The 24498-nt window shown below is 71.2% G+C and carries 24 protein-coding genes; 13 read left to right on the top strand and 11 right to left on the bottom strand.

All coding sequences use genetic code 11. The annotated features are described in order from the left end of the window. Window positions 1–27 precede the first annotated feature (27 nt). From SLAV_RS12775 to SLAV_RS12745, 7 genes are all read left to right on the top strand, one after another. Entirely contained in the window at window positions 28–561 is a 534-nt protein-coding gene (locus SLAV_RS12775; protein ID WP_030235791.1) for a F0F1 ATP synthase subunit B, read from the top strand. Continuing rightward, window positions 558–1373, top strand: coding sequence for a F0F1 ATP synthase subunit delta (locus tag SLAV_RS12770; protein WP_030235793.1), 816 nt, complete (start codon window positions 558–560; stop codon window positions 1371–1373). Before SLAV_RS12775 ends, SLAV_RS12770 begins: the two co-directional genes overlap by 4 nt. A gap of 131 nt (window positions 1374–1504) precedes the next feature. Beyond that, a complete protein-coding gene (gene atpA / locus SLAV_RS12765; protein WP_030235795.1) occupies window positions 1505–3100 on the top strand; it encodes a F0F1 ATP synthase subunit alpha in 1596 nt (531 codons plus the stop codon). A gap of 20 nt (window positions 3101–3120) precedes the next feature. Then, window positions 3121–4038, top strand: coding sequence for a F0F1 ATP synthase subunit gamma (locus SLAV_RS12760; protein WP_030235798.1), 918 nt, complete (start codon window positions 3121–3123; stop codon window positions 4036–4038). After that, on the top strand, window positions 4038–5480 hold the full coding sequence (gene atpD, locus SLAV_RS12755) for a F0F1 ATP synthase subunit beta (protein ID WP_030235800.1): 1443 nt from the start codon (window positions 4038–4040) through the stop codon (window positions 5478–5480). Before SLAV_RS12760 ends, atpD begins: the two co-directional genes overlap by 1 nt. Before the next feature lie 138 nt (window positions 5481–5618). Then, a complete protein-coding gene (locus SLAV_RS12750) occupies window positions 5619–5993 on the top strand; it encodes a F0F1 ATP synthase subunit epsilon (protein ID WP_030235802.1) in 375 nt (124 codons plus the stop codon). A 130-nt stretch (window positions 5994–6123) separates the two neighbouring features. Then, the gene (locus tag SLAV_RS12745; RefSeq protein WP_030235804.1) at window positions 6124–6570 is read left to right on the top strand and encodes a DUF2550 domain-containing protein; all 447 of its coding nucleotides are present in this window, start codon (window positions 6124–6126) and stop codon (window positions 6568–6570) included. A gap of 72 nt (window positions 6571–6642) precedes the next feature. Here SLAV_RS12745 and SLAV_RS12740 read toward each other — a convergent pair whose 3' ends face one another. The 3 genes from SLAV_RS12740 to SLAV_RS12730 all read right to left on the bottom strand — a co-directional run bounded on the left by SLAV_RS12740 (window position 6643) and on the right by SLAV_RS12730 (window position 10498). Then, entirely contained in the window at window positions 6643–8547 is a 1905-nt protein-coding gene (locus tag SLAV_RS12740) for a glycoside hydrolase family 18 chitinase (RefSeq protein ID WP_234333775.1), read from the bottom strand. A gap of 131 nt (window positions 8548–8678) precedes the next feature. After that, a complete protein-coding gene (locus SLAV_RS12735) occupies window positions 8679–9344 on the bottom strand; it encodes a response regulator (RefSeq protein ID WP_030235809.1) in 666 nt (221 codons plus the stop codon). After that, complete coding sequence (locus SLAV_RS12730; protein ID WP_051841258.1) at window positions 9341–10498, bottom strand: sensor histidine kinase; 1158 nt, start codon at window positions 10496–10498, stop codon at window positions 9341–9343. Before SLAV_RS12730 ends, SLAV_RS12735 begins: the two co-directional genes overlap by 4 nt. Before the next feature lie 216 nt (window positions 10499–10714). On the opposite strand from SLAV_RS12730, the gene SLAV_RS12725 reads away from it, so the two are divergent. Then, a complete protein-coding gene (locus SLAV_RS12725) occupies window positions 10715–11299 on the top strand; it encodes a hypothetical protein (protein WP_030235814.1) in 585 nt (194 codons plus the stop codon). A gap of 19 nt (window positions 11300–11318) precedes the next feature. On the opposite strand, the gene SLAV_RS12720 is transcribed toward SLAV_RS12725, so the two are convergent. Then, window positions 11319–11891 carry a cob(I)yrinic acid a,c-diamide adenosyltransferase gene (locus SLAV_RS12720; RefSeq protein WP_030235817.1) on the bottom strand — a complete coding sequence of 191 codons (573 nt, stop codon included), beginning with the start codon at window positions 11889–11891 and terminating at the stop codon, window positions 11319–11321. Between the two features lie 225 nt (window positions 11892–12116). On the opposite strand from SLAV_RS12720, the gene SLAV_RS12715 reads away from it, so the two are divergent. From SLAV_RS12715 to SLAV_RS12705, 3 genes are all read left to right on the top strand, one after another. Next, window positions 12117–12965 carry a 3-hydroxyacyl-CoA dehydrogenase family protein gene (locus SLAV_RS12715; protein ID WP_030235820.1) on the top strand — a complete coding sequence of 283 codons (849 nt, stop codon included), beginning with the start codon at window positions 12117–12119 and terminating at the stop codon, window positions 12963–12965. Between the two features lie 157 nt (window positions 12966–13122). Continuing rightward, on the top strand, window positions 13123–13446 hold the full coding sequence (locus SLAV_RS12710) for an STAS domain-containing protein (protein WP_030235822.1): 324 nt from the start codon (window positions 13123–13125) through the stop codon (window positions 13444–13446). A 219-nt stretch (window positions 13447–13665) separates the two neighbouring features. Beyond that, a complete protein-coding gene (locus SLAV_RS12705) occupies window positions 13666–16317 on the top strand; it encodes an ATP-binding protein (protein WP_051841245.1) in 2652 nt (883 codons plus the stop codon). A gap of 60 nt (window positions 16318–16377) precedes the next feature. Here SLAV_RS12705 and nucS read toward each other — a convergent pair whose 3' ends face one another. Next, complete coding sequence (nucS, locus tag SLAV_RS12700) at window positions 16378–17049, bottom strand: endonuclease NucS (RefSeq protein ID WP_030235827.1); 672 nt, start codon at window positions 17047–17049, stop codon at window positions 16378–16380. Window positions 17050–17269: 220 nt separating this feature from the next. On the opposite strand from nucS, the gene SLAV_RS12695 reads away from it, so the two are divergent. Continuing rightward, window positions 17270–17662, top strand: coding sequence for an SCO5389 family protein (locus tag SLAV_RS12695; RefSeq protein WP_030235830.1), 393 nt, complete (start codon window positions 17270–17272; stop codon window positions 17660–17662). A 105-nt stretch (window positions 17663–17767) separates the two neighbouring features. Here the strand turns inward: SLAV_RS12695 and SLAV_RS12690 are convergent, their stop codons facing one another. After that, complete coding sequence (locus SLAV_RS12690; protein WP_030235833.1) at window positions 17768–18799, bottom strand: LLM class flavin-dependent oxidoreductase; 1032 nt, start codon at window positions 18797–18799, stop codon at window positions 17768–17770. Window positions 18800–19042: 243 nt separating this feature from the next. Here SLAV_RS12690 and SLAV_RS12685 point away from each other — a divergent pair, with 243 nt between their 5' ends. Beyond that, a complete protein-coding gene (locus tag SLAV_RS12685; RefSeq protein ID WP_030235836.1) occupies window positions 19043–19369 on the top strand; it encodes an Rv1322 family protein in 327 nt (108 codons plus the stop codon). Window positions 19370–19381: 12 nt separating this feature from the next. On the opposite strand, the gene SLAV_RS12680 is transcribed toward SLAV_RS12685, so the two are convergent. The 5 genes from SLAV_RS12680 to SLAV_RS12660 form a co-directional block, all read right to left on the bottom strand. After that, window positions 19382–20236: an ABC transporter permease gene (locus SLAV_RS12680; RefSeq protein WP_030235839.1), complete on the bottom strand. Its 855-nt coding sequence runs from the start codon at window positions 20234–20236 to the stop codon at window positions 19382–19384. Then, complete coding sequence (locus SLAV_RS12675; RefSeq protein WP_030235841.1) at window positions 20233–21357, bottom strand: ABC transporter ATP-binding protein; 1125 nt, start codon at window positions 21355–21357, stop codon at window positions 20233–20235. Before SLAV_RS12675 ends, SLAV_RS12680 begins: the two co-directional genes overlap by 4 nt. A gap of 179 nt (window positions 21358–21536) precedes the next feature. Then, on the bottom strand, window positions 21537–22313 hold the full coding sequence (locus tag SLAV_RS12670) for an ABC transporter permease (protein ID WP_030235844.1): 777 nt from the start codon (window positions 22311–22313) through the stop codon (window positions 21537–21539). Between the two features lie 3 nt (window positions 22314–22316). Further along, a complete protein-coding gene (locus SLAV_RS12665; RefSeq protein ID WP_030235847.1) occupies window positions 22317–23309 on the bottom strand; it encodes an ABC transporter ATP-binding protein in 993 nt (330 codons plus the stop codon). 86 nt (window positions 23310–23395) lie between these two features. After that, window positions 23396–24334 carry a coiled-coil domain-containing protein gene (locus SLAV_RS12660; RefSeq protein WP_030235850.1) on the bottom strand — a complete coding sequence of 313 codons (939 nt, stop codon included), beginning with the start codon at window positions 24332–24334 and terminating at the stop codon, window positions 23396–23398. Window positions 24335–24498: the final 164 nt, after the last annotated feature.

The raw sequence follows: 24498 nt of genomic DNA, 5'->3' as shown, positions 1-24498 counted from the left end.
TAGACGAAAGGCACTGATGTGAACCTCATGGTTCTGGCGGCCGAGGAGATGGAAAACCCCCTCATCCCGCCGATCCCCGAGCTCGTCATCGGTCTGATCGCCTTCGTCATCGTCTTCGGCTTCCTCGCGAAGAAGCTCCTCCCGAACATCAACAAGGTTCTGGACGAGCGCCGCGAGGCCATCGAGGGCGGTATCGAGAAGGCGGAAGCCGCTCAGACCGAGGCCCAGAGCGTGCTGGAGCAGTACAAGGCCCAGCTCGCCGAAGCCCGGCACGAGGCCGCGCGCCTGCGCCAGGACGCGCTGGAGCAGGGCACTGCGCTCAAGGAAGAACTGCGCGCAGAGGGCCAGCGGCAGCGTGAGGAGATCATCGCTGCCGGCCACGCCCAGATCGCCGCGGACCGCAAGGCCGCGTCTCAGGCGCTGCGTCAGGACGTGGGCAAGCTCGCCACCGACCTGGCCGGAAAGCTCGTCGGCGAGTCCCTTGAGGACCACGCCCGGCAGAGCCGCACGATCGACCGCTTCCTCAGCGAGCTTGAGGAGAAGGCCGAGGCGGCCCGATGAACGGAGCGAGCCGCGAGGCGCTGGCCTCCGCGCGCGAGCGTCTCGACGCGCTGACGGACAACACGTCCGTCGACGCGGCGAAGCTCGCCGGTGAGCTGGCAGCCGTCACCGCGCTGCTCGACCGTGAGGTCTCGCTGCGTCGGGTCATCACGGACCCGGCGCAGTCCGGCGAGGCCAAGGCCGAGCTGGTGGGCCGGCTGCTGTCCGGCCAGGTGGGCGGGGAGACCCTCGACCTGGTGTCCGGCATGGCGCGTTCCCGCTGGTCGCAGTCCCGCGACCTGGTGGACTCGCTGGAGGAGCTGGCGGCCACCGCCGACCTCACCGCCGCCCAGCGCGGCGGCGCGCTCGACGACGTCGAGGACGAGGTCTTCCGGTTCGGCCGGTTCGTCGCCTCGAACACCGAGCTGCGTTCCGCGCTGACCGACCGCGCGGCCACCGCCTCCGCCAAGGGCGAGCTGCTGCGCAGCCTGCTCGGCGGCAAGGCGAACCCGGTCACCGAGCGCCTGGTCACCCGTCTTGTCTCGCAGCCGCGTGGACGTAGCCTGGAAGCGGGACTGGAGTCCCTTTCCAAGCTCGCCGCCGAGCGCCGGGACCGCATGGTCGCGACCGTGACCAGCGCGGTTCCGCTCAGCGACGTGCAGAAGCAGCGTCTCGGCGCGGTGCTGGCCAAGCTGTACGGCCGCCAGATGCACCTGAACCTGGACGTGGACCCCGAGGTCCTCGGCGGGATCTCGGTGCGCGTCGGCGACGAGGTCATCGACGGCACCATCGCGGACCGCCTCTCCGAGGCGACCCGCCGCATGGCCGGCTGACCAGCCACCAAATTAGAACAACGCATTCCTAGCGGCCCGGTTGGGCCGTGCAGAACTTGCAGAAGATTCCTGGGGGTCGCCCCCAGACCCCTAAGAAGCTTCAGGCCCAACAAGGAGAGCAGGGAACCCAGATGGCGGAGCTCACGATCCGGCCGGAGGAGATCCGGGACGCACTGGAGAACTTTGTCCAGTCGTACCAGCCGGACGCGGCCTCGCGCGAGGAGGTCGGAACGGTCAGCGTTGCCGGCGACGGCATCGCGAAGGTGGAGGGCCTGCCCTCCGCCATGGCGAACGAGCTGCTGAAGTTCGAGGACGGCACCCTCGGTCTCGCCCTCAACCTCGAAGAGCGCGAGATCGGTGCGATCGTCCTCGGCGAGTTCAGCGGTATCGAGGAGGGCCAGCCGGTGCAGCGCACCGGTGAGGTGCTCTCCGTCGGCGTCGGCGAGGGTTACCTCGGCCGCGTCGTCGACCCGCTCGGCAACCCGATCGACGGCCTCGGCGAGATCGCGACCGAAGGCCGCCGCGCCCTCGAACTGCAGGCCCCGGGCGTCATGGTCCGCAAGTCGGTGCACGAGCCCATGCAGACCGGCTACAAGGCCGTCGACGCGATGGTGCCGATCGGCCGTGGCCAGCGTCAGCTGATCATCGGTGACCGTCAGACCGGCAAGACCGCTCTTGCCGTCGACACGATCATCAACCAGCGCGACAACTGGCGCTCGGGCGACGTGAACAAGCAGGTCCGCTGCATCTACGTCGCCATCGGCCAGAAGGGCTCGACCATCGCGTCCGTTCGCGGCGCCCTGGAAGAGGCCGGCGCGCTTGAGTACACGACGATCGTCGCCGCCCCGGCGTCCGACCCGGCCGGCTTCAAGTACCTGGCGCCGTACACCGGTTCCGCCATCGGCCAGCACTGGATGTACGCCGGCAAGCACGTCCTGATCATCTTCGACGACCTGTCGAAGCAGGCCGACGCCTACCGCGCCGTGTCGCTGCTGCTGCGCCGCCCGCCGGGCCGCGAGGCCTACCCGGGTGACGTCTTCTACCTGCACTCGCGTCTGCTGGAGCGCTGCGCGAAGCTCTCCGACGAGATGGGTGCCGGTTCGATGACCGGTCTGCCGATCGTCGAGACCAAGGCGAACGACGTGTCGGCGTTCATCCCGACCAACGTCATCTCCATCACCGACGGCCAGTGCTTCCTGGAGTCCGACCTGTTCAACGCGGGCCAGCGCCCGGCGCTGAACGTCGGTATCTCGGTCTCCCGCGTCGGTGGCTCCGCCCAGCACAAGGCCATGAAGCAGGTTTCCGGCCGTCTGCGCGTGGACCTCGCCCAGTACCGCGAGCTGGAGGCGTTCGCCGCCTTCGGTTCCGACCTGGACGCCGCGTCGAAGAACTCGCTGGAGCGCGGCAAGCGCATGGTCGAGCTGCTGAAGCAGGGCCAGTACCAGCCGATGCCCGTCGAGGAGCAGGTCGTCTCCGTCTGGGCCGGCACCACCGGCAAGATGGACGACGTCCCGGTCAACGACATCCGTCGCTTCGAGTCGGAGCTGCTGGAGCACCTGCGCCGCGAGCGCAAGGACCTCCTCACCTCCATCGCCGACGGCGGCAAGATGTCGGACGACACCCTGTCCTCCATCGCCGACGCCATCGCTGCGTTCAAGCAGCAGTTCGAGACCTCGGACGGCAAGCTCCTGGGCGAGGACGCGCCGGCCGTCAACGTCTCCAAGTGACGACGGAAGGGACCTGACTCATGGGAGCGCAGCTCCGGGTCTACAAGCGTCGCATCCGTGCCGTCACGGCGACCAAGAAGATCACCAAGGCGATGGAGATGATCGCCGCCTCGCGCATCGTCAAGGCGCAGCGCAAGGTGGCGGCATCGATGCCGTACGCGACCGAGCTCACCCGTGCGGTGACCGCGGTGGCGACCGGTTCGAACACCAAGCACGCCCTGACCACCGAGGTCGAGGCGCCGGTGCGCGCCGCGGTCCTGCTCATCACGAGCGACCGCGGTCTGGCCGGCGGCTACTCCTCGAACGCCATCAAGCAGTCGGAGCGGCTCATCGAGCGGCTCCGCGCTGAGGGCAAGGAGGTCGACTCGTACATCGTCGGCCGCAAGGGTGTCGCCTACTACGGCTTCCGCGAGCGCAAGGTCGCGGATTCGTGGACCGGCTTCACCGACAGCCCGGCCTACGCCGACGCCAAGCGCGTCGCCGCGCCGCTGATCGAGGCCATCCAGACGGAGACGGCCGAGGGCGGCGTGGACGAGCTGCACATCGTCTACACGGAATTCGTGTCGATGATGACGCAGAACGCGGTGGACGGCCGGATGCTGCCGCTCAGCCTCGACCAGGCTCAGGACGAGGACGGCGCGAAGGGCGAGATCCTTCCGCTGTTCGAGTTCGAGCCGTCGGCGGAGGACGTCCTCGACGCCCTGCTGCCGCGCTACGTCGAGAGCCGCATCTACAACGCACTGCTGCAGTCGGCCGCTTCCGAGCACGCCGCCCGCCGCCGCGCGATGAAGTCGGCGACCGACAACGCCGGAGACCTCATCAAGAGCCTCTCCCGGCTTGCCAACGCGGCCCGCCAGGCCGAAATCACCCAGGAAATCAGCGAGATCGTCGGTGGCGCGAGCGCCATGGCTGACGCGACCGCGGGGAGTGACAAGTAATGACGACCACTGTTGAGACGGCCGCCGCCACGGGCCGCGTCGCCCGGGTCATCGGCCCGGTCGTCGACGTGGAGTTCCCCGTCGACGCCATGCCCGAGATCTACAACGCCCTCAAGGTCCAGGTCGCCGACCCGGCCGAGGACGGCAAGCTCAAGACGCTGACCCTGGAAGTCGCCCAGCACCTGGGTGACGGCCTGGTCCGCACCATCTCGATGCAGCCCACCGACGGTCTGGTCCGCCAGGCCGCGGTGACCGACACGGGCGAGGGCATCACCGTCCCCGTCGGTGACTTCACCAAGGGCAAGGTCTTCAACACCCTGGGTGAGGTGCTCAACTACCCCGAGGCGAACGCCGAGGTCACCGAGCGCTGGCCCATCCACCGCAAGGCGCCCTCCTTCGACGAGCTTGAGTCGAAGACCGAGATGTTCGAGACCGGCGTCAAGGTCATCGACCTTCTCACCCCGTACGTCAAGGGTGGAAAGATCGGTCTGTTCGGTGGTGCCGGTGTCGGCAAGACCGTTCTGATCCAGGAAATGATCTACCGCGTCGCCAACAACCACGACGGTGTGTCGGTGTTCGCGGGCGTCGGTGAGCGTACCCGTGAGGGCAACGACCTCATCGAGGAAATGGGCGACTCGGGCGTCATCGACAAGACGGCGCTCGTCTTCGGCCAGATGGACGAGCCCCCGGGCACCCGTCTGCGCGTCGCCCTGGCCGGTCTGACCATGGCGGAGTACTTCCGCGATGTGCAGAAGCAGGACGTGCTGTTCTTCATCGACAACATCTTCCGGTACACCCAGGCGGGTTCCGAGGTGTCGACCCTGCTCGGCCGCATGCCCTCCGCGGTGGGTTACCAGCCGAACCTGGCCGACGAGATGGGTCTCCTCCAGGAGCGCATCACCTCGACCCGTGGTCACTCGATCACCTCGATGCAGGCGATCTACGTCCCCGCGGACGACCTGACCGACCCGGCGCCGGCGACCACCTTCGCCCACCTCGACGCGACGACGGTTCTCTCCCGTCCGATCTCCGAGAAGGGCATCTACCCGGCCGTGGACCCGCTGGACTCGACGTCCCGCATCCTCGACCCGCGGTACATCGCGGCGGACCACTACGCGGCCGCCATGCGTGTCAAGGGGATCCTGCAGAAGTACAAGGACCTCCAGGACATCATCGCGATCCTCGGTATCGACGAGCTGGGCGAGGAGGACAAGCTCGTTGTCCACCGTGCCCGTCGTGTCGAGCGCTTCCTGTCGCAGAACACCCACGTCGCCAAGCAGTTCACCGGCGTGGACGGTTCGGACGTTCCGCTCGACGAGTCGATCACCGCGTTCAACGCGATCTGCGACGGTGACTACGACCACTTCCCCGAGCAGGCGTTCTTCATGTGCGGTGGCATCGAGGACCTGAAGGCCAACGCCAAGGAGCTGGGCGTCTCCTAGTCGGACGCGCTCCTCGGAGCGCATCCGGTTTCGCAGATGTACGGAGAGGGGCGGGTGTGTCCCGTCCCTCTCCCCACGCCCATTAGAATTTGACCCAACACCCGGCTGACCCGCCGGGTGGTGACCCGAGGAGCCACCTTGGCTGCTGAGCTGCACGTCGAGCTGGTCGCGGCGGACCGCAATGTCTGGTCCGGCGAGGCCACCCTTGTTGTCGCCCGCACCACGTCCGGCGACATCGGCGTCATGCCCGGTCACCAGCCGCTTCTCGGTGTGCTGGAATCGGGCCCGGTGACCATCCGTACCAGCGAGGGCGCCACTGTCGTCGCCGCGGTACACGGCGGATTCATCTCGTTCGCGGACAACAAGCTGTCCCTGCTGGCCGAGATCGCCGAGCTCGCGGACGAGATCGACGTCCAGCGGGCGGAGCGGGCACTGGAGCGCGCGAAGTCGGAGGCCGACGCGGCCGCCGAACGTCGCGCCGATGTCCGGCTGCGCGCGGTGACGGGGCACTGAGCCCCGTACCGAAGAGTGTGTGACCTCAGCCGCGGTCCGTGCTGGAATTTTCCAGACCGGGTCGCGGCTGAGGCGATGCGGATCCGTTTTGTTTTTTGCGGGATTTCGATGAGCGAGGAGGTCGGTGAAGATGCTCCTCGCTCTGCTTGTGAGCGGCCTGGTCGTAGCCCTGGTGGTGATCGGGCTGTTTGTCTTCGGCCTGCGCCGCAGACTCATCCAGCGTTCCGGCGGGACCTTCGACTGCAGCCTGCGCTGGGGCATGGCCGACGAGCCCGATGTCTCCGGCAAGGGCTGGGTCTACGGGGTCGCGCGCTACAGCGGTGACCGGATCGAGTGGTTCCGGGTGTTCTCGTACTCCCCGCGCCCGCGCCGGCTGCTGGAGCGTTCCTCGATCGAGGTGCTCGCCCGCCGTGCGCCCGAGGGCGAGGAGGAGCTGGCCCTGCTGTCCGACGCGATCGTGCTCGGCTGTTCCCACCGGGGGACCCGCCTGGAGCTGGCGATGAGCGAGGACGCGCTGACCGGCTTCCTGGCCTGGCTGGAGGCGGCGCCTCCCGGCCAGCGGGTGAACGTCGCGTAGGACGCGTGGAAGAAGCCGGGGGGACGGGGGCGGACCCGTCCCCCCGGCTTCTGCGCGTCCCGGGGGCGGCTGCTACTGCAGGCCGGTGTGGATGGCGCTCGCGAGCTCGCCGTTCGCGGTGTCTCCGCTGAACTCCCAGAAGAAGGCGCCCTTGAGGCCCTGCTGCTTGGCCCAGGACATCTTCCCGGCGATGGTGGCGGGGGTGTCGTAGCTCCACCAGTTGCTTCCGCACTTGGCGTAGGCGGTGCCGGCGACGGTGCCGGTGGTGGGGCAGCTGCCCTTGAGGACCTTGTAGTCCTCGATGCCCTGCTCGTAGGTGCCGGGCGCGGGGCCGGTGGCGGTGCCGCCGGGGGCGTCCTGGGTGACGCCGGTCCAGCCGCGGCCGTAGAAGCCGATGCCGAGGTTGAGCTTGGAGCCGGGGATGCCCTTGCCCTTGAGCTTGGTGATGGCGGCCTCGGAGTTGAAGCCGGCGATCGGGATCCCGGTGTAGGAGGTCAGCGGGGAGTGCGGGGCGGTCGGGCCCTTGGCGTCCCAGGCGCCGAAGAAGTCGTACGTCATGACGTTGTAGAAGTCGACGTACGGGGCGGCGCCGCCGTAGTCGGCGAGGTCGAGCTTGCCGCCGTTGGAGCCGTCGGCGGAGATCGCGGCGGTGACCAGGCTGGAGCCGCCGAACTTGGTGCGCAGGGCCGACATCAGGTTCTTGAAGGAGGCGGCGCCGCTGGTGTCGCAGGACAGCCCGCAGGCGTTGGGGTACTCCCAGTCGATGTCGATCCCGTCGAAGACGTCCGCCCAGCGGGGGTCCTCGACCAGGTCGTAGCAGGACTGGGCGAAGGCGGCCGGGTTCTGGGCGGCCTGGCCGAAGCCGCCGGACCAGGTCCAGCCGCCGAAGGAGTAGATGACCTTGATACCGGGGTACTTGGCCTTCAGCTTGCGCAGCTGGTTGAAGTTGCCGCGCAGGGGCTGGTCCCAGGTGTCGGCGACGCCGTCGACGCTCTGGTCGGCGGTGTAGGCCTTGTCGTAGTCGGCGTAGGAGTCACCGATGGTGCACTTGCCGTTCTGGACGTTGCCGAACGCGTAGTTGATGTGGGTGATCTTGGCCGCCGTGCCGGAGGTGACCAGGTTCTTCACGTGGTAGTTGCGCTGGTAGACGCCCCAGTCGGTGAAGTAGCCGAGCTTGACCCTGGCGCCCGGGTCGCCCGGGTTGCCGGGGTCGGTGCCGCCGCCCGGGGTGGTGACGGAGAGGGCGCCGGAGGAGGGGCCGGTCTGGTCGGCGGTGTCCCGGGCGGTGACCGTGTAGCTGTACGTGGTGCCCTTGGTCAGGCCGCTGTCGTTGAAGGTGGTTCCGGCGACGGTGGTGAGCTTGGTGCCGCCCCTGTAGACGTCGTAGTTCTTGACGCCCTTGTCGTCGGTGGCCGCCGGCCAGGACAGGGTCAGCGCGGTCTCGGTGACGCCCGTGGCGGTGGGGGTGCCGGGGGCCGAGGGCGGGGTGTCGGTGGGGGTGGTGCCGCCCTCGCAGGAGCCGCCGTTGACCTTGCAGCCGGAGGGGGCGCCGGGGCCCGCCCCGTTGAAGCCGAAGCTGGCGGTGGCGCCGGGGGCGAGGGTGCCGTTCCAGCCGACGTTCTTGGCCGTCCAGTGGGTGCCGGAGCTGGTGACGGTGGCGTCCCAGGCGGAGGTGACCGAGGTGCCGGAGGGGTAGTCCCACTCCACGGTCCAGCTGCTGAGCGTGGTGGTGCCGGTGTTCTTCACCGTCCACTTGCCCTCGAAGCCGGAGCCCCAGTCGGAGACCTTGGTGAAGGTGGCGGTCGCCGAGGCGGCGGCCTGGGCGGGGCCGGCCAGGCCGACGAGGCCGGCGACGGGCAGGGCGAGGGCGGCCGCCGTGGCGGCCAGCCTCCGGAACAGGCGGATGCGTCGTGGGGGTGCTGTGCTCAAGGGTGCTCCTCCGTAGGTCCGCAGCAGTCGCGGGGCCGACTGCTGCATGGGGGTGGGACCTGCGCCGCCCGTGAGCACGCGGTGTCGTGGGCCGGGGCCTTTGACATGGCACGCTCACCACAGTGTTGCGGTGAGATTAGAAAGGTCTGGACCAAGCGTCAAGAGGTCCAGACCTCACCTCAGGTATCGAGCTGGATCCCCAACTCCCCTGCCAATACGGCTGCTTGAACCCGACTGCGCAGACCCAGCTTGTTCAGGAGACGGCTGACGTGCGTCTTCGCCGTGGCCTCCGCCATGTCCAGCCGGACGGCGATCTCCGCGTTCGACAGCCCCTCGCCCAGAGCGCCGAGCACCTGCCGCTCGCGCCGCGTCAGCGACTCCACCGCCTCCGCCGTCTGCGGGAGCGCGGAGCCCCGTACCGGATGCGGCGCCGCGAACTCGGCGATCAGGCGGCGGGTCACCGCCGGGGCGATCAGCCCCTCGCCGCGCGCCACCGTCCGCACCGCCGCGATCAGCTCCGCCGCGTCCGCGTCCTTCAGCAGGAAGCCCGAGGCCCCCGCGCGCAGCGCCCCGAAGACGTACTCGTCCAGGTCGAAGGTGGTCAGGACGAGGACGTCGGCCAAGCCCTCCGCGACCACCTGCCGGGTGGCCGACACCCCGTCCAGACGGGGCATCTGCACGTCCATGAGGACGAGATCCGGCCGCAGCTCGCGGGCCAGGCGCACCGCCTCCTCGCCGTCGGCCGCCTCGCCCACCACCTCGACGTCCCCGGCGCTGCGCAGGATCAGCACGAGGCCGGCCCGTACCGCGCGCTGGTCCTCGGCCACCACGACCCTGATGGTCATTCCCGTACCGCCTTCTCCTCCGCGGGCAAGGCCGCCCGCACCTGCCAGACGGGTCCGGCCGGTCCCGCCGTGAACGTGCCGCCGAGCAGTTCCGTCCGCTCGCGCATGCCGATCAGCCCCGCCCCGGAGCCGGGGGCGCGGGGGCCGGACCGGTCTCCGTAGGGGGAGTCCACGCCCACCGTCAGCAGCGTCCCGCCGTCCTCGTGGGCCACCCTGATCGCGACGGTGCCGGGGGTCGCGTGCTTGAGGGCGTTGGTCAGCGACTCCTGCACGATCCGGTACGCCGCCAGCTCCACCGGGGCCGGCGGCGCCGGGCCGTCCGCCCGGGTGTCGTCGAGCACGAAGTCCAGCCCGCTCGACGCCCCGTTGGTGCGGGCCTGCCCGACCAGCGCCTCCAGCCCGTCCAGCGAGGGCACGGCCACCGCCTCCTGCCCGGCGCCCGCATCGCGCAGCAGACCGATCAGCCGTCGCATTTCGGCCAGTCCCTGGACGCTGTTCTCGCGGATCACGCCGAGGGCCTCGCGGCTGGTGGCGGGGGAGTCGATGGACAGCGCGGCGGTGGAGTGGATGGCGATCGCCGAAAGGTGGTTGGCCACCATGTCGTGCAGTTCCCGGGCCATCCGGGCCCGCTCGCCCGCTACCGCCTGCGTACGGTCCATCTCGGCCAGCAGCGCCGTCTGCTCGGCGCGCAGCCGGGCGGCCTCGGCGGCCTCCCGGTGGTTGCGCAGGGTGGCGCCGGTCAGGGCGGGGGCGAAGCTGACGATGCCGGTGAGCACGCCGATCAGCAGGGCCTGCGGGGTGCGCAGCAAGGCGACGGCGGCGATCGTGACGACGACGGTGATCAGGCCGGTGCCGACCGGCAGGCGCCGGGCCATGGCGGGTGTGCCGTAGACGACGGCCGCGTACATCAGGTCGGTGAACATCACGACGGTGGCGATGCTGCCCACCGTGAACTGGTCGGCGACCACCGCGAGGGCGCCGACGACCAGGGTGACGTTCGGCACGGTGCGGCGCAGCAGCTCCATGCCGCCGGCCGTCAGCAGAGGGACCAGTGCCGCCCAGTCGGGCAGTTGGTGCCGGTAGCCGGTGCCCCCGGGGCCGGTGCTGTGGACCCCGAGCGACCACAGCAGGAGACCGGCGAGGGTGCTGATCATCGCGATCAGGGCGTCGTCGCGGCGGGGGCGGGGGATCTCGGGTGTCACCGTCCCATCCAACACGGTGCCGGGCGGCGCGGCCTCGGTACCGGGGCGGAGACGGCGCTACACCGAAGGATGCAGTCGGGATTCGTCACCGGTGAGGAGGCGTCCGGGCACGGCGGCCGGAAGGATGGAGGGAACCACGGGGGAAGCGAGAGGAAGGGAGGCGGGGACGTGCTCGTCGCGCTGATCATCGCCTGTGAGGTCGGCTTCTGGGTCCTGCTGGCCGGGGGGCTGGCGCTGCGGTATCTGCTGAGGATGCCGAGGCTGGGGGCCGCCGTGCTGCTGTGCGAGCCGCTGCTGGAGCTGGTGCTGCTGGTGGCCTCCTTCATGGACCTGAAGAACGGCGGCGAGCCGAGCTGGAGGCACGGCCTGGCCGCCCTCTACCTCGGCTACACCGTCGGCTACGGGCACTACACCGTGAAGTGGCTCGACGGGCACGCCGCCCACCGCCTCGCCGGTGGCCCGAAACCGCCGGGCGCGAAGTACGGCCGGGAGCGCGCGGTCCATGAGTGGAAGCTGTGGGCGCGGACCCTTGCGGGCGCCGCCGTCGCGCTCGCCCTGCTCCAGGCCGGCGTCTGGTACGTCGGTGACGCCGCCGACACCGGAGCCCTGAGGGACTGGCAGTTGGTGGCCCTGCGGGTCCTGGGCATCCAGGTGGTGGTCGCCGCGACCTACTCGCTCTGGCCCCGCAAGGCCCCGGCGGGCGCGGAGCGGGCCTCCGGCGAGGAGGGGATCCTGGCCGGAAAGGACCGCTAGGCCCGGTCGGGCGTCCGGGCTAGCGCTCGCCGCCGGGCACCCACAGCACGTCGCCGATCTCCTTGTTGGCCGTACGGGCCAGGATGAACAGGAGGTCGGAGAGGCGGTTGAGGTAGGTGGCCGTCAGCGGGTTCATCACCTCGCCGTGCTCCTCCAGCGCCGCCCACGTCGAGCGCTCGGCGCGCCGGACCACGGTGCAGGCCTGGTGCAGCAGGGCCGCGCCGGGGGTGCCTCCGGGGAGGATGAAGCTGCGCAGCTTCTCCAGCTCCTCGTTGAAGGCGTCGCAGTCGGCCTCCAGCTTGTCGACGTAGAACTGCTCGACGCGCAGCGGCGGGTACTGGGGGTCCTCGACCACCGGGGTGCACAGGTCGGCGCCGACGTCGAAGAGGTCGTTCTGGATCCGGACGAGCACCTTGACGACCGGCTCCGGCAGGGAACCCAGCGCGATGGCGGTGCCGATCGCGGCGTTGGCCTCGTTGGTGTCGGCGTACGCGGAGATGCGCAGGTCGGTCTTGCGCGTACGGCTCATGTCGCCGAGGGCGGTCGTGCCCTGGTCGCCGGTACGGGTGTAGATACGCGTCAGGTTCACCATGCGGCCAGGGTAGTGCGGGGCCGCCGGAGACCCGCACCGCCGCCACCCCGCCGGGCAGCGGCGGGTGAACTGGGGGGCGGTGCACGGCTGCTGAGCCGTCCCGGTGTGATGTCCGTCATCTGAGACGTGACGCGTGTTACTTCACGGTCACACCGTCCCTCCCGGGCGCTAGTCTCCGCCGGAGAGGCCATGAGACTGGCCCGCATGGGAAACGAGGGGTGTGCAGTGGCTGGGAAGCTCGCCGTCATCGGTGCCGGACTGATGGGTTCCGGGATCGCTCAGGTCTCCGCTCAGGCGGGGTGGGACGTCGTCCTGCGGGACGTCACCGACGCCGCGCTGACCCGTGGCACCGACGGGATCAAGGCCTCGTACGACCGGTTCGTGGCCAAGGGCAAGATGACGGCCGAGGACGCCGAGGCGGCGCTCGCCCGGATCACGACGACCACCGACCTCGACGCGGTCGCGGACGTGGACATCGTCGTCGAAGCGGTCTTCGAGAAGCTGGAGGTCAAGCACGAGATCTTCCGCACCCTGGACGACCTGGTGCGCGAGGACGCGGTGCTGGCCTCCAACACCTCCGCCATCCCGATCACCAAGATCGCGGCCGTGACGAAGCGTCCGGAGCGGGTCGTCGGCGCGCACTTCTTCTCGCCCGTCCCGATGATGCAGCTCTGCGAGCTGGTCCGCGGCTACAAGACGAGCGACGAGACCCTCGCCACCACCCGCGCGTTCGCCGAGTCCGTCGGCAAGACCTGCATCGTCGTCAACCGCGACGTCGCCGGATTCGTGACGACCCGTCTGATCTCCGCGCTCGTGGTCGAGGCCGCGAAGCTGTACGAATCGGGCGTCGCCTCCGCCGAGGACATCGACATCGCCTGCAAGCTGGGCTTCGGCCACGCGATGGGGCCGCTGGCCACCGCGGACCTCACCGGCGTCGACATCCTGCTGCACGCCACCAGCAACATCTACACCGAGTCGCAGGACGAGAAGTTCGCGCCGCCGGAGCTGATGCGCCGCATGGTCGACGCGGGCGACATCGGCCGCAAGAGCGGACAGGGCTTCTACAAGCACTGAGAACGAACGTTCGAATCTCCGCACCCTATGGGGTGAATTAGGTATCGGTTCGCTCACAGTCGGCAACTTCCCCGCCCGCGGGGCAGTCAGTTGCAGTGAGAGTTGCCGACCACGGATCTATCGGACCACACGCACGCAGTACAGCCGGGGAGCACACATGCACATCAGGGGCGACCACGCCGAACTCGCTGTCGGGGGTCGCCTCGACGTGCGCAGCGCGGCGGACGCCCGTACGGTCCTGCACACCGCCCTCGACGACGGCCACGGCGACCTCGTGCTCGACCTGACCGGACTGGACTCCTGGGACGCGACCGGACTCGGCGTGATCATGGGAGCCCACCGGCGGGCCGGGCGCAGCGGCCGGCGCCTCGTCCTGCGCGGGGTGCCGGACCGGATGCAGCGCCTCCTGGTGGCGACCCGGCTGCACCGGATCCTGGCGATCGAGGGCGGGCTGGAAGCGGAATCCCTGCCCCGGGTCTGAGCGGCCGTCCGCCATGGCGGACCCCCGCGTTCCGCACCGGACGTATCCGGAAGAAACGTAACGGTCCGGTGGTGAAGGCACCCCTGCGGTTCCCGCGCGCCCGGCCACGGTCTAGGGTTCGGGCGGAAACCGGACGAGTAGCGACAGCGGCGCGAGCGAAGCCGGGCGTAAGGACGGCGGCGACGACGGCGGCGCGCGACGCGATCGGGGGACTTGGTCATGGACCGTACGGACGGTACGCAGGGGCAGCCCGAGCAGGGCGGACCGGCCGCGCACGTGCCCGCGGGCGGACCCGCCGGTTCGCCCCCGGCCCCCCTCGCCCCCGCCCGGATCGTGACCCTGACCGCGGGGGACTTCACCCTCACCGTCAACCCCGTCGACGGCAGCGAGATCGAGCCCCTGCGCCCCACCTCGGCCCCCGCCGCCCGCCGTGGCCCCGCCAAGCGCGACGCGGCCTCCCGCGCCGCCCGGGACACCGCCGCACGGCCCCCGGCGCTCCCGGGACCGCCCGTACCCGCCGTCCCCCTCCTCGGCCGTGCCGAGGAACGGGAGCGGATCGCCCGGCTGCTGGGGCGCGGACGCTCCGTCCGGCTGACCGGGCCCGCCGGATCCGGCCGCTCCGCCCTCCTCGACCTCGTCGCCCGCGACTGCGCCGGCCTCGCCCCCGACGGCGTCGTCCGGCTGAGCGGGTACGGCCTCCAGCAGCCGGCCGAGCTGCTGTACGCCCTCTACGCCGCCGTGTACGAGGCCCCCGACAGGCGCCCGGACCGTACGGAACTCCTCGCGCGGGCCGGTGAGATCGGCGCCGTCGTCCTCCTCGACGACCTGGAGCTGGGCGGCGCCGCCCTGGATGAACTGCTGCGCGCCACCCCCGAATGCGCCTACCTGCTCGCCGCCGCCCCCGACACCAAGTCCCCCTCCGACGACACGCACCTGGAGGAGGTCTTCCTCGGCGGCCTCGGCCGCGCCGACTGCGCGGCCCTGCTGGAGGCGGGCACCGGCAGGCCGCTGACCGACGAGGAGACCGCCTGGGCGGGCGACCTGCGCTTCGCCTCCGAGGGGCTGCCGCTGCGCTTCGTCCAGGCCGCCGCCCTGCTGCGGCAGCGCGACGAGATCAACCGGCTGTCCGCCCAGGACGAGGACGAGGAGCCGGGGGTCTTCGAGGAGCGCCCCCGCGAGCCCGCCCACGTGCCGCTGCCCACCCTCGCGGAGGGTGCGGCCCCCGCCGAACTGCTGGCCTCCCGGGTCAGCGAGTCGGCACGGGCCGCCCTGCGGATCGCCTGCGCGCTCGGCGGCGAGCTCCCGCACCACGCGCACCTGCCCGCGCTCGTCGGGGACACGCACGCCGACTCGGCCGTCGCGGAACTGCTGGGCTGCGGGCTGATCACCCCCGTCGGGCCGCGCCACCGCCTCGCGGAGGGGGTCGCCCGGCAGCTGGAGGAGGCCGGGTACGGGGACACCGCCGCCGAGGAGGCCCGCACCGCCGCCCGGCACTACGCCTGGTGGACCGGGCACGCCTCGGTGACCCCGGAGCGGGTCGCCGCCGAGGCCGACGCGGTGCTGGCCGCGCTGGCCGGGGCCGATGTGGTGGCGGCCGTACTCCTGGCCCGCACGGCGGCGCCGGCCTTCGCGGCCTCCCTGCACTGGGAGGCGTGGGAGCGGGTGCTGCGGGCGGGCGCCGAGGCCGCGCGGAAGGCGGGAGAGGTCGCCGAACAGGCCTACTTCCACCACGAACTCGGCGTGCTCGCGCTCTGCGAGGGGCGCCTGGACCGGGCCCGTGCGGAGCTGGAGGCCTCCATCGGGCTGCGCGGCGCGCTCGCGGACAAGCGGGGCACGGTGGCGGGACGCCGGGCCCTGGCGCTGGTCACCGACCGGGAGGCGCTGGGGGTGGAGGTCTCGCCGCCGCTGCGGCTGGAACCGCCGGTGAACCTCCCCGGGGCCGCTCCCGCGGCCTTCCCCGGGGCCGCGATACCGGCCCGGAAGCAGCCTTCGGCCCTGGCTCCGGCACCGACGGGTGCGGCGGCACCGACGGTTCCGACGCCGCTGACGGGGCAGGCGGCTCCGGCGGCGGCGGCGCCGACCGCACCGACCGCCGCATCGACCGCCCTGACGGTTCCGACGCCGCCCGTCTCGACGGTGAAGCCGGACGCGGTCGCGCCCGTCGCGCCCCTCGCGCCCGAGGGATCGGAGGCCGTCACCCGGATCACCCCGGTGATCGGGCGGCAGCCGTCGCCCGCGTCCACCCCGACGACCCTGTCGCAGGTGTTCGAGGACGCCTTCCCCAAGCTCCCGCAGCTCGCGCCGCCGGCCGCCTCCGGCCGGCCGGAGCCCGAACCGGCGGGGCGGCGCAAGACGGTGCTGCTGGCTGCCGCCGGGGCGCTCACGGTGGTCGCACTCGGCACGGTCGTCGGCCTGGCGCTGGCCTCCGAGGACCAGGAGCAGCCGCAGGCGCCCACCGTGTCCTCGACCCCGGACGGCCCGCCCGCGGTCCAGCCGCAGGTGCCGGGCGGCGGCGGCAACGACCCCGCCCCCGAGCCGGGCGCCTCCTCGCCCCCGCCGCGGTCGGAGCCCTCCGCGCCGGAGCCGGGCACGGGGCAGTCCGGGCAGCCGACCCCGCCCGCCCGTACGAACGGTCCGCAGCCGCCCCCGGCGACGACCCCGCCCGCGACGAAGCCGGCGACGACCCCGCCGGCCAAGCCCCCGGCCTCCCCGGAGCCGCCGGTCTCGCACCCCCCGTCGACGACGCCGACCGAGCCCCCGCCGGCCACCTCTCCCGCGACGCCCCCGGCCACCTCGACGGCGGCCCAGTCCCCGACCGCGCCCCAGATCCCGGGCGCACCCGGGTCCCCGAGCACGCCGGCGACGGCCTGACACGACGACGGCCCCCCGAGCAGTCGCTCGGGGGGCCGTCGCACGGTCGGAAGGACCGGCTCAGAAGAGGCGGAGCTTGTCGTCCTCGATGCCGCGCAGGGCGTTGTAGTCGAGGACCACGCAGTCCATGCCGCGGTCGTTGGCGAGCACCCGCGCCTGCGGCTTGATCTCCTGGGCCGCGAAGATCCCCCGGACCGGCGCCAGGTGCGGGTCGCGGTTGAGGAGTTCCAGGTACCGGGTGAGCTGCTCGACCCCGTCGATCTCCCCACGGCGCTTGATCTCCACCGCCACCGTCGCACCCGAGGCGTCCCGGCACAGGATGTCCACGGGGCCGATCGCCGTCATGTACTCCCGCCGGATCAGGGTGTACCCGTCGCCCAGGGTGTCGATGCGGTCGGCGAGCAGCTCCTGGAGGTGCGCCTCGACGCCGTCCTTGATGAGCCCGGGGTCGGTGCCCAGCTCGTGGGAGGAGTCGTGGAGGACCTCTTCCATGGTGATGATGAGCTTCTCGCCCGCCTTGTTGACGACGGTCCAGACGCCCGCGTCGTCTCCGGTCCCCTCCTTGAGGGTGCACGGCGGGGACATCCAGTTGAGCGGTTTGTACGCTCGGTCGTCCGCGTGGATCGAGACACTGCCGTCGGCCTTCACGAGGATCAGACGGGGTGCCGAGGGCAGATGGGCGGTGAGCCGGCCCGCGTAGTCGACGGAGCAGCGGGCAATGACGAGACGCATGGTCGGCAACGCTACTCGACGAGAAGGCCTCCACGCGATTCGCCCCTGAAAGCCCCGTTCGCCGATGGCGCGTTGTATGCGCATTCTCCTGGTGCGGTACCCGGCGGGCGCCTACCGTGGTGAGCGGGAGGTTGCCGAGCGTGCACGCTGCGTCGCGGCCTCCCTCCCTGCCCGTAAGACTCCGGCAACCCAATCGTCCGGGGTCACGAGAGGAGAACCCATGTCGCTCGACGTCTCACCGGCCCTACTCGAACAGGCCGAGCGAGGCGAGGTCGACGAAGCCGCATTCGTCGACTGCGTCCGGACCTCCCTGCCCTACGCATGGGAGATGATCAGCTCGTTGACGGCCCAGCTGGAGGTTGAGGGCGGAGAGTTCGCCGACAACCAGACGCCGCCGCCGGACGAGCAGGCCCGTGGGCAGCTGCTGCGCGCGCTCGCGAGTGACGCGATACGCGGTGCGCTGCAGCGGCACTTCGGGGTGCGCCTGGCATTCCAGAACTGCCACCGGGTAGCGGTGTTCCCGCTCGATCCCTCGGTGGACGACCGGCTGGCCAAGTTCACGTCCATCCGCGGCCAGCTGCTCAACCAGTCGCCGGAACTGCGCGACTGCTAGCGGGACCGTACTCCGCTGCCGCTCCGTGTCGCGGGAGGTGCGACTGACACCGGAGCGGCAGCCCAGGCCCGTCCCCGGACCCGGGACCGCCGCGTCCCGCCCGCGTCACACCAGCAGCGGCAGCACCTCCGTGCCGAGCCGCCGCACGTTCTCCTCCGTCGCCGCGAGGTCGCCGGAGCCCTCGGTCAGCAGGGCGAAGCGCGTGATACCGGTGCGCTCGGCCGTCGCCGCCAGCCGGTCCGCGGCCAGGGCGGGGCTGCCGACCGGATGCAGGTCGCACAGGAGCTCGGTGTAGGCGACGGGGTCGCGCATCGAGCGCTGCCGGCCGTCCACCGTCACATGGGCGTCCAGGCCCTGCCGGAGCCAGCCCGGCATCGCCTTGAGCAGGGCCTCCCGGGCGTCCGCCGTGCGGTCCGCCAGCTGGCACACCCCGGCCGACACGTGCCCGGCCGCCCGTACGGTCTCGGGGGAGTGGCCCGCCTCCCGCGCGGTCCGCCCCCACAGCGCGACCATCTCCGCCTTCTCCTCGTCCCCGCTGTGCATGCCCAGCAGCATCGGCAGCCCCCGCTCGGCGGCGAGGCGCACCGACGTCGGGGAGGTGCAGGCGACGATCACTTCCGGCCCACTCCCGTCCCCGTCCAGGGCCTGCGCCGGGCACGGTACGACGGCCACCTCGCGGAAGCCGTGCCGCGCCCCGGCGGCGCCCACCCGGGGCTCGGTCAGCCAGCGGCGCAACAGGTCGAGGTCCTCGGGGAAGCCCGTCTCGTAGGCCTCCAGGCCGGCCCCGAACACCTCCAGGTCCACCCACGGCCCGCCCCGGCCCACCCCCAGGGTGAACCGGCCGCCCGAGGTGACGTGGAGCAGGGCCGCCTGCTCCCCGAGGGCCACCGGGTGCGTGCTCGGCAGCACGCTCACCGCCGTGCCGACCCGCAGCCGCCGGGTCCGGCCCAGCAGCAGGGCCGCCAGGGTCACCGCCGACGGGCAGACGCCGTACGGCACGAAATGGTGCTCGGCCAGCCAGACGGAGTCCAGTCCGGCCTCCTCGGCCACCTCGGCGGTCCGCACCGCCCGGTGCAGTGCCTCGCCCTGTCCCTGGCCCGGGAACTGGGCCGCCAGTACAAACGCTCCTACGCGCATCGCCTTAGCCTCCTCGCGGCTGACGCGGCCTCCCCCAGGTGGACCGACTCGTTGATGACATCAGCATCTGATGGCAACAACGTCTGACACGTGCCAAAGGCACGGTCTGACAGCAAAGTTATTGAGATTGTCGGGCCGGTTCTCTTATGGGTCCGGCCTCCGTCCGCCACCCTGCGGGTACCCGGGCTCGCTGCGCGTAGTCTGGGAGAAAGTCACTGTCGGCCGCCCATTCGTGAGGTATACGTGTCACCGCGCCACAACCGCCCCAGGGGCGGCGAGACTCCGGACGAACGACCTGCGACCGGCCTCGACCGGTACGGCCTGGAGCGGACCGAGGAGTACCAGGGCGAGGAGTGGAAGGTCCGGCACGTGGCGGGGGCGAGCGCCGCGGGCAAGCGCTACCGCTGCCCCGGCTGCGACCAGGAGATCCCCTCGGGCACCCCGCACCTGGTGGCCTGGCCCGAGTACGGCGGCGTGGACGACCGGCGGCACTGGCACAAGGCCTGCTGGAACGCGAAGGACCGCCGCACCTCGAAGGTGCAGCGGTCCCGCAACGCGCCGAGGTACTGACCGGCCCGGGGCTCAGACGTCGCGGCGGCGCACCACCACGTACGAGGCGGTGACGGCGAGCGCGGTCACCAGGACCAGCAGCCCCAGCTGGGCCAGGTCGCTGGGGGTCGGGCTGCCGTCCATGCCGCTGTTGGGCAGCCCGAAGAGCTGGATCAGCCCCATCGGCGCGTTGTAGCGGACCACCGTCAGACCGATCTCCCTGCTGACGGGCCACCCCGTGAGGATCGCCCCGAGGACCGGGGGCATCGTGACCAGGCCGAGCATGATGGCGATCCCGCCGGCCGAGTGCCGTACGAGGGCGCCGACGGCGAGCGCGAGGACGCCCAGCAGGGTCACGTAGAGGCAGCCGCCCAAGGCGCCCACCCACTCGCCGGCGCCGTGGTACCCGGCCTCGGGGCCGTTGCGCAGGAGGGCGGCGGAGATGCCCACGAACGCCACCGAGCCCAGGGTGACCCCGAAGGCGACCGCGCCGAAGACGAGGTACTTGGCGGTGAGCACCCGCAGCCGGTCCGGGGCGGCGGTGAGGGTGGTCCGGATCAGGCCGGTGCCGTACTCGGAGGAGACGGTCAGCACTCCGAGCACCATGACGGCGAGCTGGCCCACCATCATGCCGAAGAGGGCGGGCGCGACGAAGGGGATCGACTTGTAGTCGGCGGAACCGGTCTGCAGCACGGCGAAGACGCCGATGCCGACGACCAGGGCCACGAGGGAGCCGAGTGTCCACACGGTGGAGCGCACGGAGGTCAGCTTGGTCCACTCCGAGGCCAGGGCGTGCCCGAGGTGGGGCCGCGGGGTGGGCAGCGGCGAGCTGTAGCCCCCGTCCTGCCGCGCGCTCGCGGCCGGGGTCGCGTCGGCGGTGGCGGTCATCGGGGTTCCTCGGGGCTGTTCTGGGCGGCGGGGGCGAGATCGGCGGGGCTGCCGGGCATCAGGAAGGGCCGCGCGGCGGATCCGGGGGGCGGGGGAGCGAAGAAGCTCGCCGCGGTCTCGGCGGGGACCACGGGGGCCTGCACCTCCTCCTCCCAGTCCGGGACGGTCAGCGGCTCGGGCTCCCACAGCTCCGCGCGCGGGTCGTCGGTGGAGGTGTACTCGACGGAGGACTGGGTCATCCGCATGTAGGCCTCCTCCAGCGAGGCCCGGTGCGGGGACAGCTCCCACAGGCGTACGCCGGTCTCGTGCGCGAGGTCGCTGATGCGGGGCAGCTCCAGCCCGGTCACCCGCAGGGCGCCGTCGGGTTCCTGGAGCACCCGGCCGCCCGCCTTCGTCAGCGCCGTCCCCAGGATGACCCGGCCGTCGGGGCCGTTGCCCGCCACGCGGACCCGGGCGAATCCGGCCGAGTTGTGGGTGATGAAGTCCTGGGTGCTCATGTCGGACAGCAGCCGGCCCCGGCCGATCACGATCAGGTGGTCGGCGGTCAGCGCCATCTCGCTCATCAGGTGTGAGGAGACGAACACGGTACGGCCCTCGGCGGCGAGCTGGCGCATCAGGTTGCGGACCCAGAGGATGCCCTCGGGGTCGAGGCCGTTGACCGGCTCGTCGAAGAGCAGGACCTGAGGGTCGCCGAGGAGGGCGGTGGCGATGCCGAGCCGCTGCCCCATGCCGAGGGAGAAGCCCTTCGTGCGCTGGCGGGCCGCGTCCTGGAGCCCGACCACGCCCAGGACCTCGTCGACCCGCTTCTCGGGGATCCCGGAGAGCTGGGCGATGGACAGCAGGTGCGCGCGGGCCCGCCGGCCGCCGTGCACGGCCTTGGCGTCGAGCAGGGCCCCGACGTGCCGCTGGGCGTTCGGCAGCTCCCGGAAGGGCAGGCCGTTGATCGTGACCTGCCCGGCGGTGGGCCGGTCCAGGCCGAGGATCATGCGCATGGTGGTGGACTTCCCGGAGCCGTTGGGCCCGAGGAATCCGGTGACGTGGCCCGGCTTGACCTGGAAGGAAAGCCCGTCGACGGCGGTCTTGGCGCCGAAGCGCTTGGTCAGGCCGACTGCCTCGATCATCGTGCTGCCCCTTGCCAGGCCGGGACGGCTCTCGCCCGCGTACGCCTTAAGAGGATATCGAGTCCTGCGTGGTTCCCTCCCGGGCCGGATCCCTGAGCTCTCCCTGAGATCCGGCTCCGGGATGTCCCGTAGTACGGGAGGCGTCCGTCACAAGGAGGACGCCGGGTCACTCCCGTCCCTCACGCGTCGCGCTTCTTGAGCACCAGGTATCCGCCGAGTACGGCCGCCAGCACCCACAGGAGCATGATCCCGAGTCCGCCCCAGGGGCCGTAGGGAGCGTGGACCTGGTTCGTGGTGTCCGTGACGGTTTCCATGATCTTGGAGCCGGCCTGGTCCGGGAAGTACTGGGCCACCTTCCGGGTCGCCTCGAAGGCCCCGAGGATCGTCGAGATCAGGAAGAAGAACGGCATCAGGATGCCGAGCGCCAGGATCGAGCTGCGCAGGACGGCGGTCACGCCCATCGAGAACAGCGCGATCAGGGCCATGTACACCCCGGCCCCGGCCACCGCGCGCAGGACGTTGTCCTCGCCGATGCCGATGCCGTGGTCGCCCAGCAGGGCCTGGCCGAGGAAGAAGGACAGGAAGCTGGTGGCGAGACCCACGACCAGCGCCAGGGCGGTGGCGACCGTGAGCTTGCCGAAGAGGAAGCTCGCGCGCCGGGGCACGGCGGCCAGCGAGGTGCGGATCATGCCCGAGCTGTACTCGGTGCCGACCACCAGGACCCCGAAGACGATCATCGCCAGCTGGCCGAGGGACATGCCCGCGAAGCTGGTCATGGTCGGGTCGAAGGTCAGCTTCTCCGCGGCGGACATGTCCTTGAAGCGGGACGAGACGAAGGAGCAGAGCAGTGCGCTGATGCCGACCGTGACCAGCAGGGCGCAGGCCAGGGTCCAGCTCGTGGAGGCGACCGTGCGGATCTTGGTCCACTCGGACTTGAGGACGGCGGTGAAGGCCATGGGTCACTCGCCGCCTTCGCGCGTCGCCTCGTAGCCGGCGCCCCAGGCGGGGGCGGCGGTGGCCGCGCCCGCGGGCGCGGTGGTCCCCGGCGCGTGGGCGTGGTACTCGACGGAGTCCGCCGTCATGCGCATGAACGCTTCCTCCAGTGAAGCCCGTTGCGGGCTGAGTTCGTGCAGCACGATCTGGTGCTGGGCGGCCAGCTCGCCGAGCCGCTCCGCCGGGACCCCGTCGATCTCCAGGGCTCCGGTGGCGGGCACGCTGACGGCGTCGATCCCGGCCTCGTGCAGGACGTCCTTCAGCCGTTCCTGCTGTGGGGTGCGCAGGCGCACGTAACTGCGCGAGTTCTGCTGGATGAAATCGGACATCGACAAGTCGGCAAGGAGCCTCCCTTGTCCGATCACCACCAAATGGTCCGCGGTCAGGGCCATTTCGCTCATCAGATGGGAGGAGACGAAGATCGTCCTCCCCTCGGCGGCCAGCCCCTTCATAAGATTGCGGATCCAGAGAATTCCCTCCGGGTCCAGACCATTGACGGGTTCGTCGAACATGAGGATCTCCGGATCCCCGAGCAGGGCGGAGGCGATTCCCAGCCTCTGGCCCATTCCGAGCGAAAATCCTTTCGACTTCTTCTTCGCCACCGGCGTCAGGCCGACGAGGTCCAGGACCTCGGCCACGCGGCTGCGCGGGATCCGGTTCGACTCGGCCAGGCAGAGGAGGTTGTTGTACGCGCTGCGGCCGCCGTGCATGGCCTTCGCGTCCAGCAGCGCCCCGATGTGCTTCAGCGGTTCCGTCAGGTCCCGGTAGTGCTTGCCGTCGATCCGGACCGTACCGTTGGTCGGGTTGTCGAGGTCGAGCATCATGCGCATGGTCGTGGACTTCCCCGCCCCGTTGGGGCCGAGGAAGCCGGTCACCACCCCCGGTCTGACCTGGAAGCTGAGGTTGTCCACGGCGGTCTTCGCGCCGAATCGTTTGGTAAGGCCCTCAAGCTCGATCATGCGGCCACGCTAGAACGCCGAAGGGCCGTACGCCACCTCAAAAGAGTGACGTACGGCCCGACACCGTGAGTCCGTCTACCGGCGGCTCAGCGGCTCTGCTGCGCCGGCACGCCCCGGGACACGGGCTCGTCGTCGACGATCGGGTTGGCCGCGGCCACGGCCGCGCCGGTCAGAGTCGCCAGCATCTCGCGGACGTTGGTCAGCTGCGCGTTGATGGAGTCGCGGCGGTTGGTGAGCGCCGCCAGCTCGCGCTCGGACTCGCTGCGGATCCGGTCGGCCTTCGCGTTCGCGTCGGCGACGATGTCCTCGGCCTGGCGCTGCGCGGTCTCCACGGTCTGGCGGGCCCGGCGCTCGGCGTCCGTACGGAGCTTCTCGGCCTCCAGGCGCAGCTGCTCCGCGCGGTGCTCGATCTCCGCGAGGCGCTTCTCGGCCTTCTGCTGACGCGAGGCCAGGTCGCGCTCGGACTGCTCCCGCCGCTTGGCCAGGTTGGTCTCGAAGTCCGCGGCGGCCTGGGCGGCCTTGGCGCGGGTCTCCTCGAACAGGGCGTCGGCCTCCTCGCGCTTGGAGGCCGCGTCCTTCTGGGCCTCGGCGCGCAGGGTGGAGGCGTCGCCCTTGGCCTTCTCGACGATGCGGACGCCCTCGTCCTCCGCCTTCGACTTGCGGTCCGCCGCGAACGACTCGGCGTCGTTGCGCACCTGCTGGGCGGCCGACTCCGCCAGCTCACGGTGCTGCTCGGCCGCGCGACGGGCCTCCTCGCGAAGGTCCATCGCCTCCTCCTCGGCCAGTCGCAGGATCTTCTCGACCCGGGCGCCCAGACCGGCGTACGACGGCTCGGCGTCGCTCACCTGGGCCTGGGCGTTCTGCGTTTCGAGGTGTAGCTCCTCGATGCGCTTTTCCAGAGAGTTGATGCGTCCAAGTGCGCTGTCGCGGTCGGAGACCAGCTTGGTAATGCGGTCGTCCACCTGACCGCGGTCGTAACCACGCCGCACGAGCTCGAAGCCGAAGGGGGAGGAAGTGTCGCTCATGGGGTTCCTGTCGAATGAGACCGATGAGGTGCTACGTGAGGTGTTAAGGGGAATCCTAGGCGCCCGGGCGGCGTGTCATCGAGTCAATCCGGGTTTGCCCTGGACAATGACACCCCTTTTGAGTGGCAAGACGGCAGAATGCTTGTCACTCCTTCGCCTGAACC

It is taken from the genome of Streptomyces lavendulae subsp. lavendulae (assembly GCF_002803845.1).
In the GTDB taxonomy this organism is placed as follows: domain Bacteria; phylum Actinomycetota; class Actinomycetes; order Streptomycetales; family Streptomycetaceae; genus Streptomyces; species Streptomyces lavendulae.
Note: the sequence above shows the minus strand (reverse complement) of the source record. Positions and strands in the feature narration are given on the sequence as shown.

What these genes read in the sequence shown, in the direction of transcription:
- SLAV_RS12670 (WP_030235844.1), bottom strand. Translation starts at nt 22,313, where the DNA reads ATGGCCTTCACCGCCGTCCTCAAGTCCGAGTGGACCAAGATCCGCACG.
- SLAV_RS12660 (WP_030235850.1), bottom strand. Translation starts at nt 24,334, where the DNA reads ATGAGCGACACTTCCTCCCCCTTCGGCTTCGAGCTCGTGCGGCGTGGT.
- atpD (WP_030235800.1), top strand. Translation starts at nt 4,038, where the DNA reads ATGACGACCACTGTTGAGACGGCCGCCGCCACGGGCCGCGTCGCCCGG.
- SLAV_RS12675 (WP_030235841.1), bottom strand. Translation starts at nt 21,357, where the DNA reads ATGATCGAGGCAGTCGGCCTGACCAAGCGCTTCGGCGCCAAGACCGCC.
- SLAV_RS12690 (WP_030235833.1), bottom strand. Translation starts at nt 18,799, where the DNA reads ATGCGCGTAGGAGCGTTTGTACTGGCGGCCCAGTTCCCGGGCCAGGGA.
- SLAV_RS12665 (WP_030235847.1), bottom strand. Translation starts at nt 23,309, where the DNA reads ATGATCGAGCTTGAGGGCCTTACCAAACGATTCGGCGCGAAGACCGCC.
- nucS (WP_030235827.1), bottom strand. Translation starts at nt 17,049, where the DNA reads ATGCGTCTCGTCATTGCCCGCTGCTCCGTCGACTACGCGGGCCGGCTC.
- SLAV_RS12745 (WP_030235804.1), top strand. Translation starts at nt 6,124, where the DNA reads ATGCTCCTCGCTCTGCTTGTGAGCGGCCTGGTCGTAGCCCTGGTGGTG.
- SLAV_RS12775 (WP_030235791.1), top strand. Translation starts at nt 28, where the DNA reads ATGGTTCTGGCGGCCGAGGAGATGGAAAACCCCCTCATCCCGCCGATC.
- SLAV_RS12760 (WP_030235798.1), top strand. Translation starts at nt 3,121, where the DNA reads ATGGGAGCGCAGCTCCGGGTCTACAAGCGTCGCATCCGTGCCGTCACG.
- SLAV_RS12695 (WP_030235830.1), top strand. Translation starts at nt 17,270, where the DNA reads ATGTCGCTCGACGTCTCACCGGCCCTACTCGAACAGGCCGAGCGAGGC.
- SLAV_RS12710 (WP_030235822.1), top strand. Translation starts at nt 13,123, where the DNA reads ATGCACATCAGGGGCGACCACGCCGAACTCGCTGTCGGGGGTCGCCTC.
- SLAV_RS12735 (WP_030235809.1), bottom strand. Translation starts at nt 9,344, where the DNA reads ATGACCATCAGGGTCGTGGTGGCCGAGGACCAGCGCGCGGTACGGGCC.
- SLAV_RS12770 (WP_030235793.1), top strand. Translation starts at nt 558, where the DNA reads ATGAACGGAGCGAGCCGCGAGGCGCTGGCCTCCGCGCGCGAGCGTCTC.
- atpA (WP_030235795.1), top strand. Translation starts at nt 1,505, where the DNA reads ATGGCGGAGCTCACGATCCGGCCGGAGGAGATCCGGGACGCACTGGAG.
- SLAV_RS12680 (WP_030235839.1), bottom strand. Translation starts at nt 20,236, where the DNA reads ATGACCGCCACCGCCGACGCGACCCCGGCCGCGAGCGCGCGGCAGGAC.
- SLAV_RS12705 (WP_051841245.1), top strand. Translation starts at nt 13,666, where the DNA reads ATGGACCGTACGGACGGTACGCAGGGGCAGCCCGAGCAGGGCGGACCG.
- SLAV_RS12740 (WP_234333775.1), bottom strand. Translation starts at nt 8,547, where the DNA reads ATGCAGCAGTCGGCCCCGCGACTGCTGCGGACCTACGGAGGAGCACCC.
- SLAV_RS12720 (WP_030235817.1), bottom strand. Translation starts at nt 11,891, where the DNA reads ATGGTGAACCTGACGCGTATCTACACCCGTACCGGCGACCAGGGCACG.
- SLAV_RS12730 (WP_051841258.1), bottom strand. Translation starts at nt 10,498, where the DNA reads ATGATCAGCACCCTCGCCGGTCTCCTGCTGTGGTCGCTCGGGGTCCAC.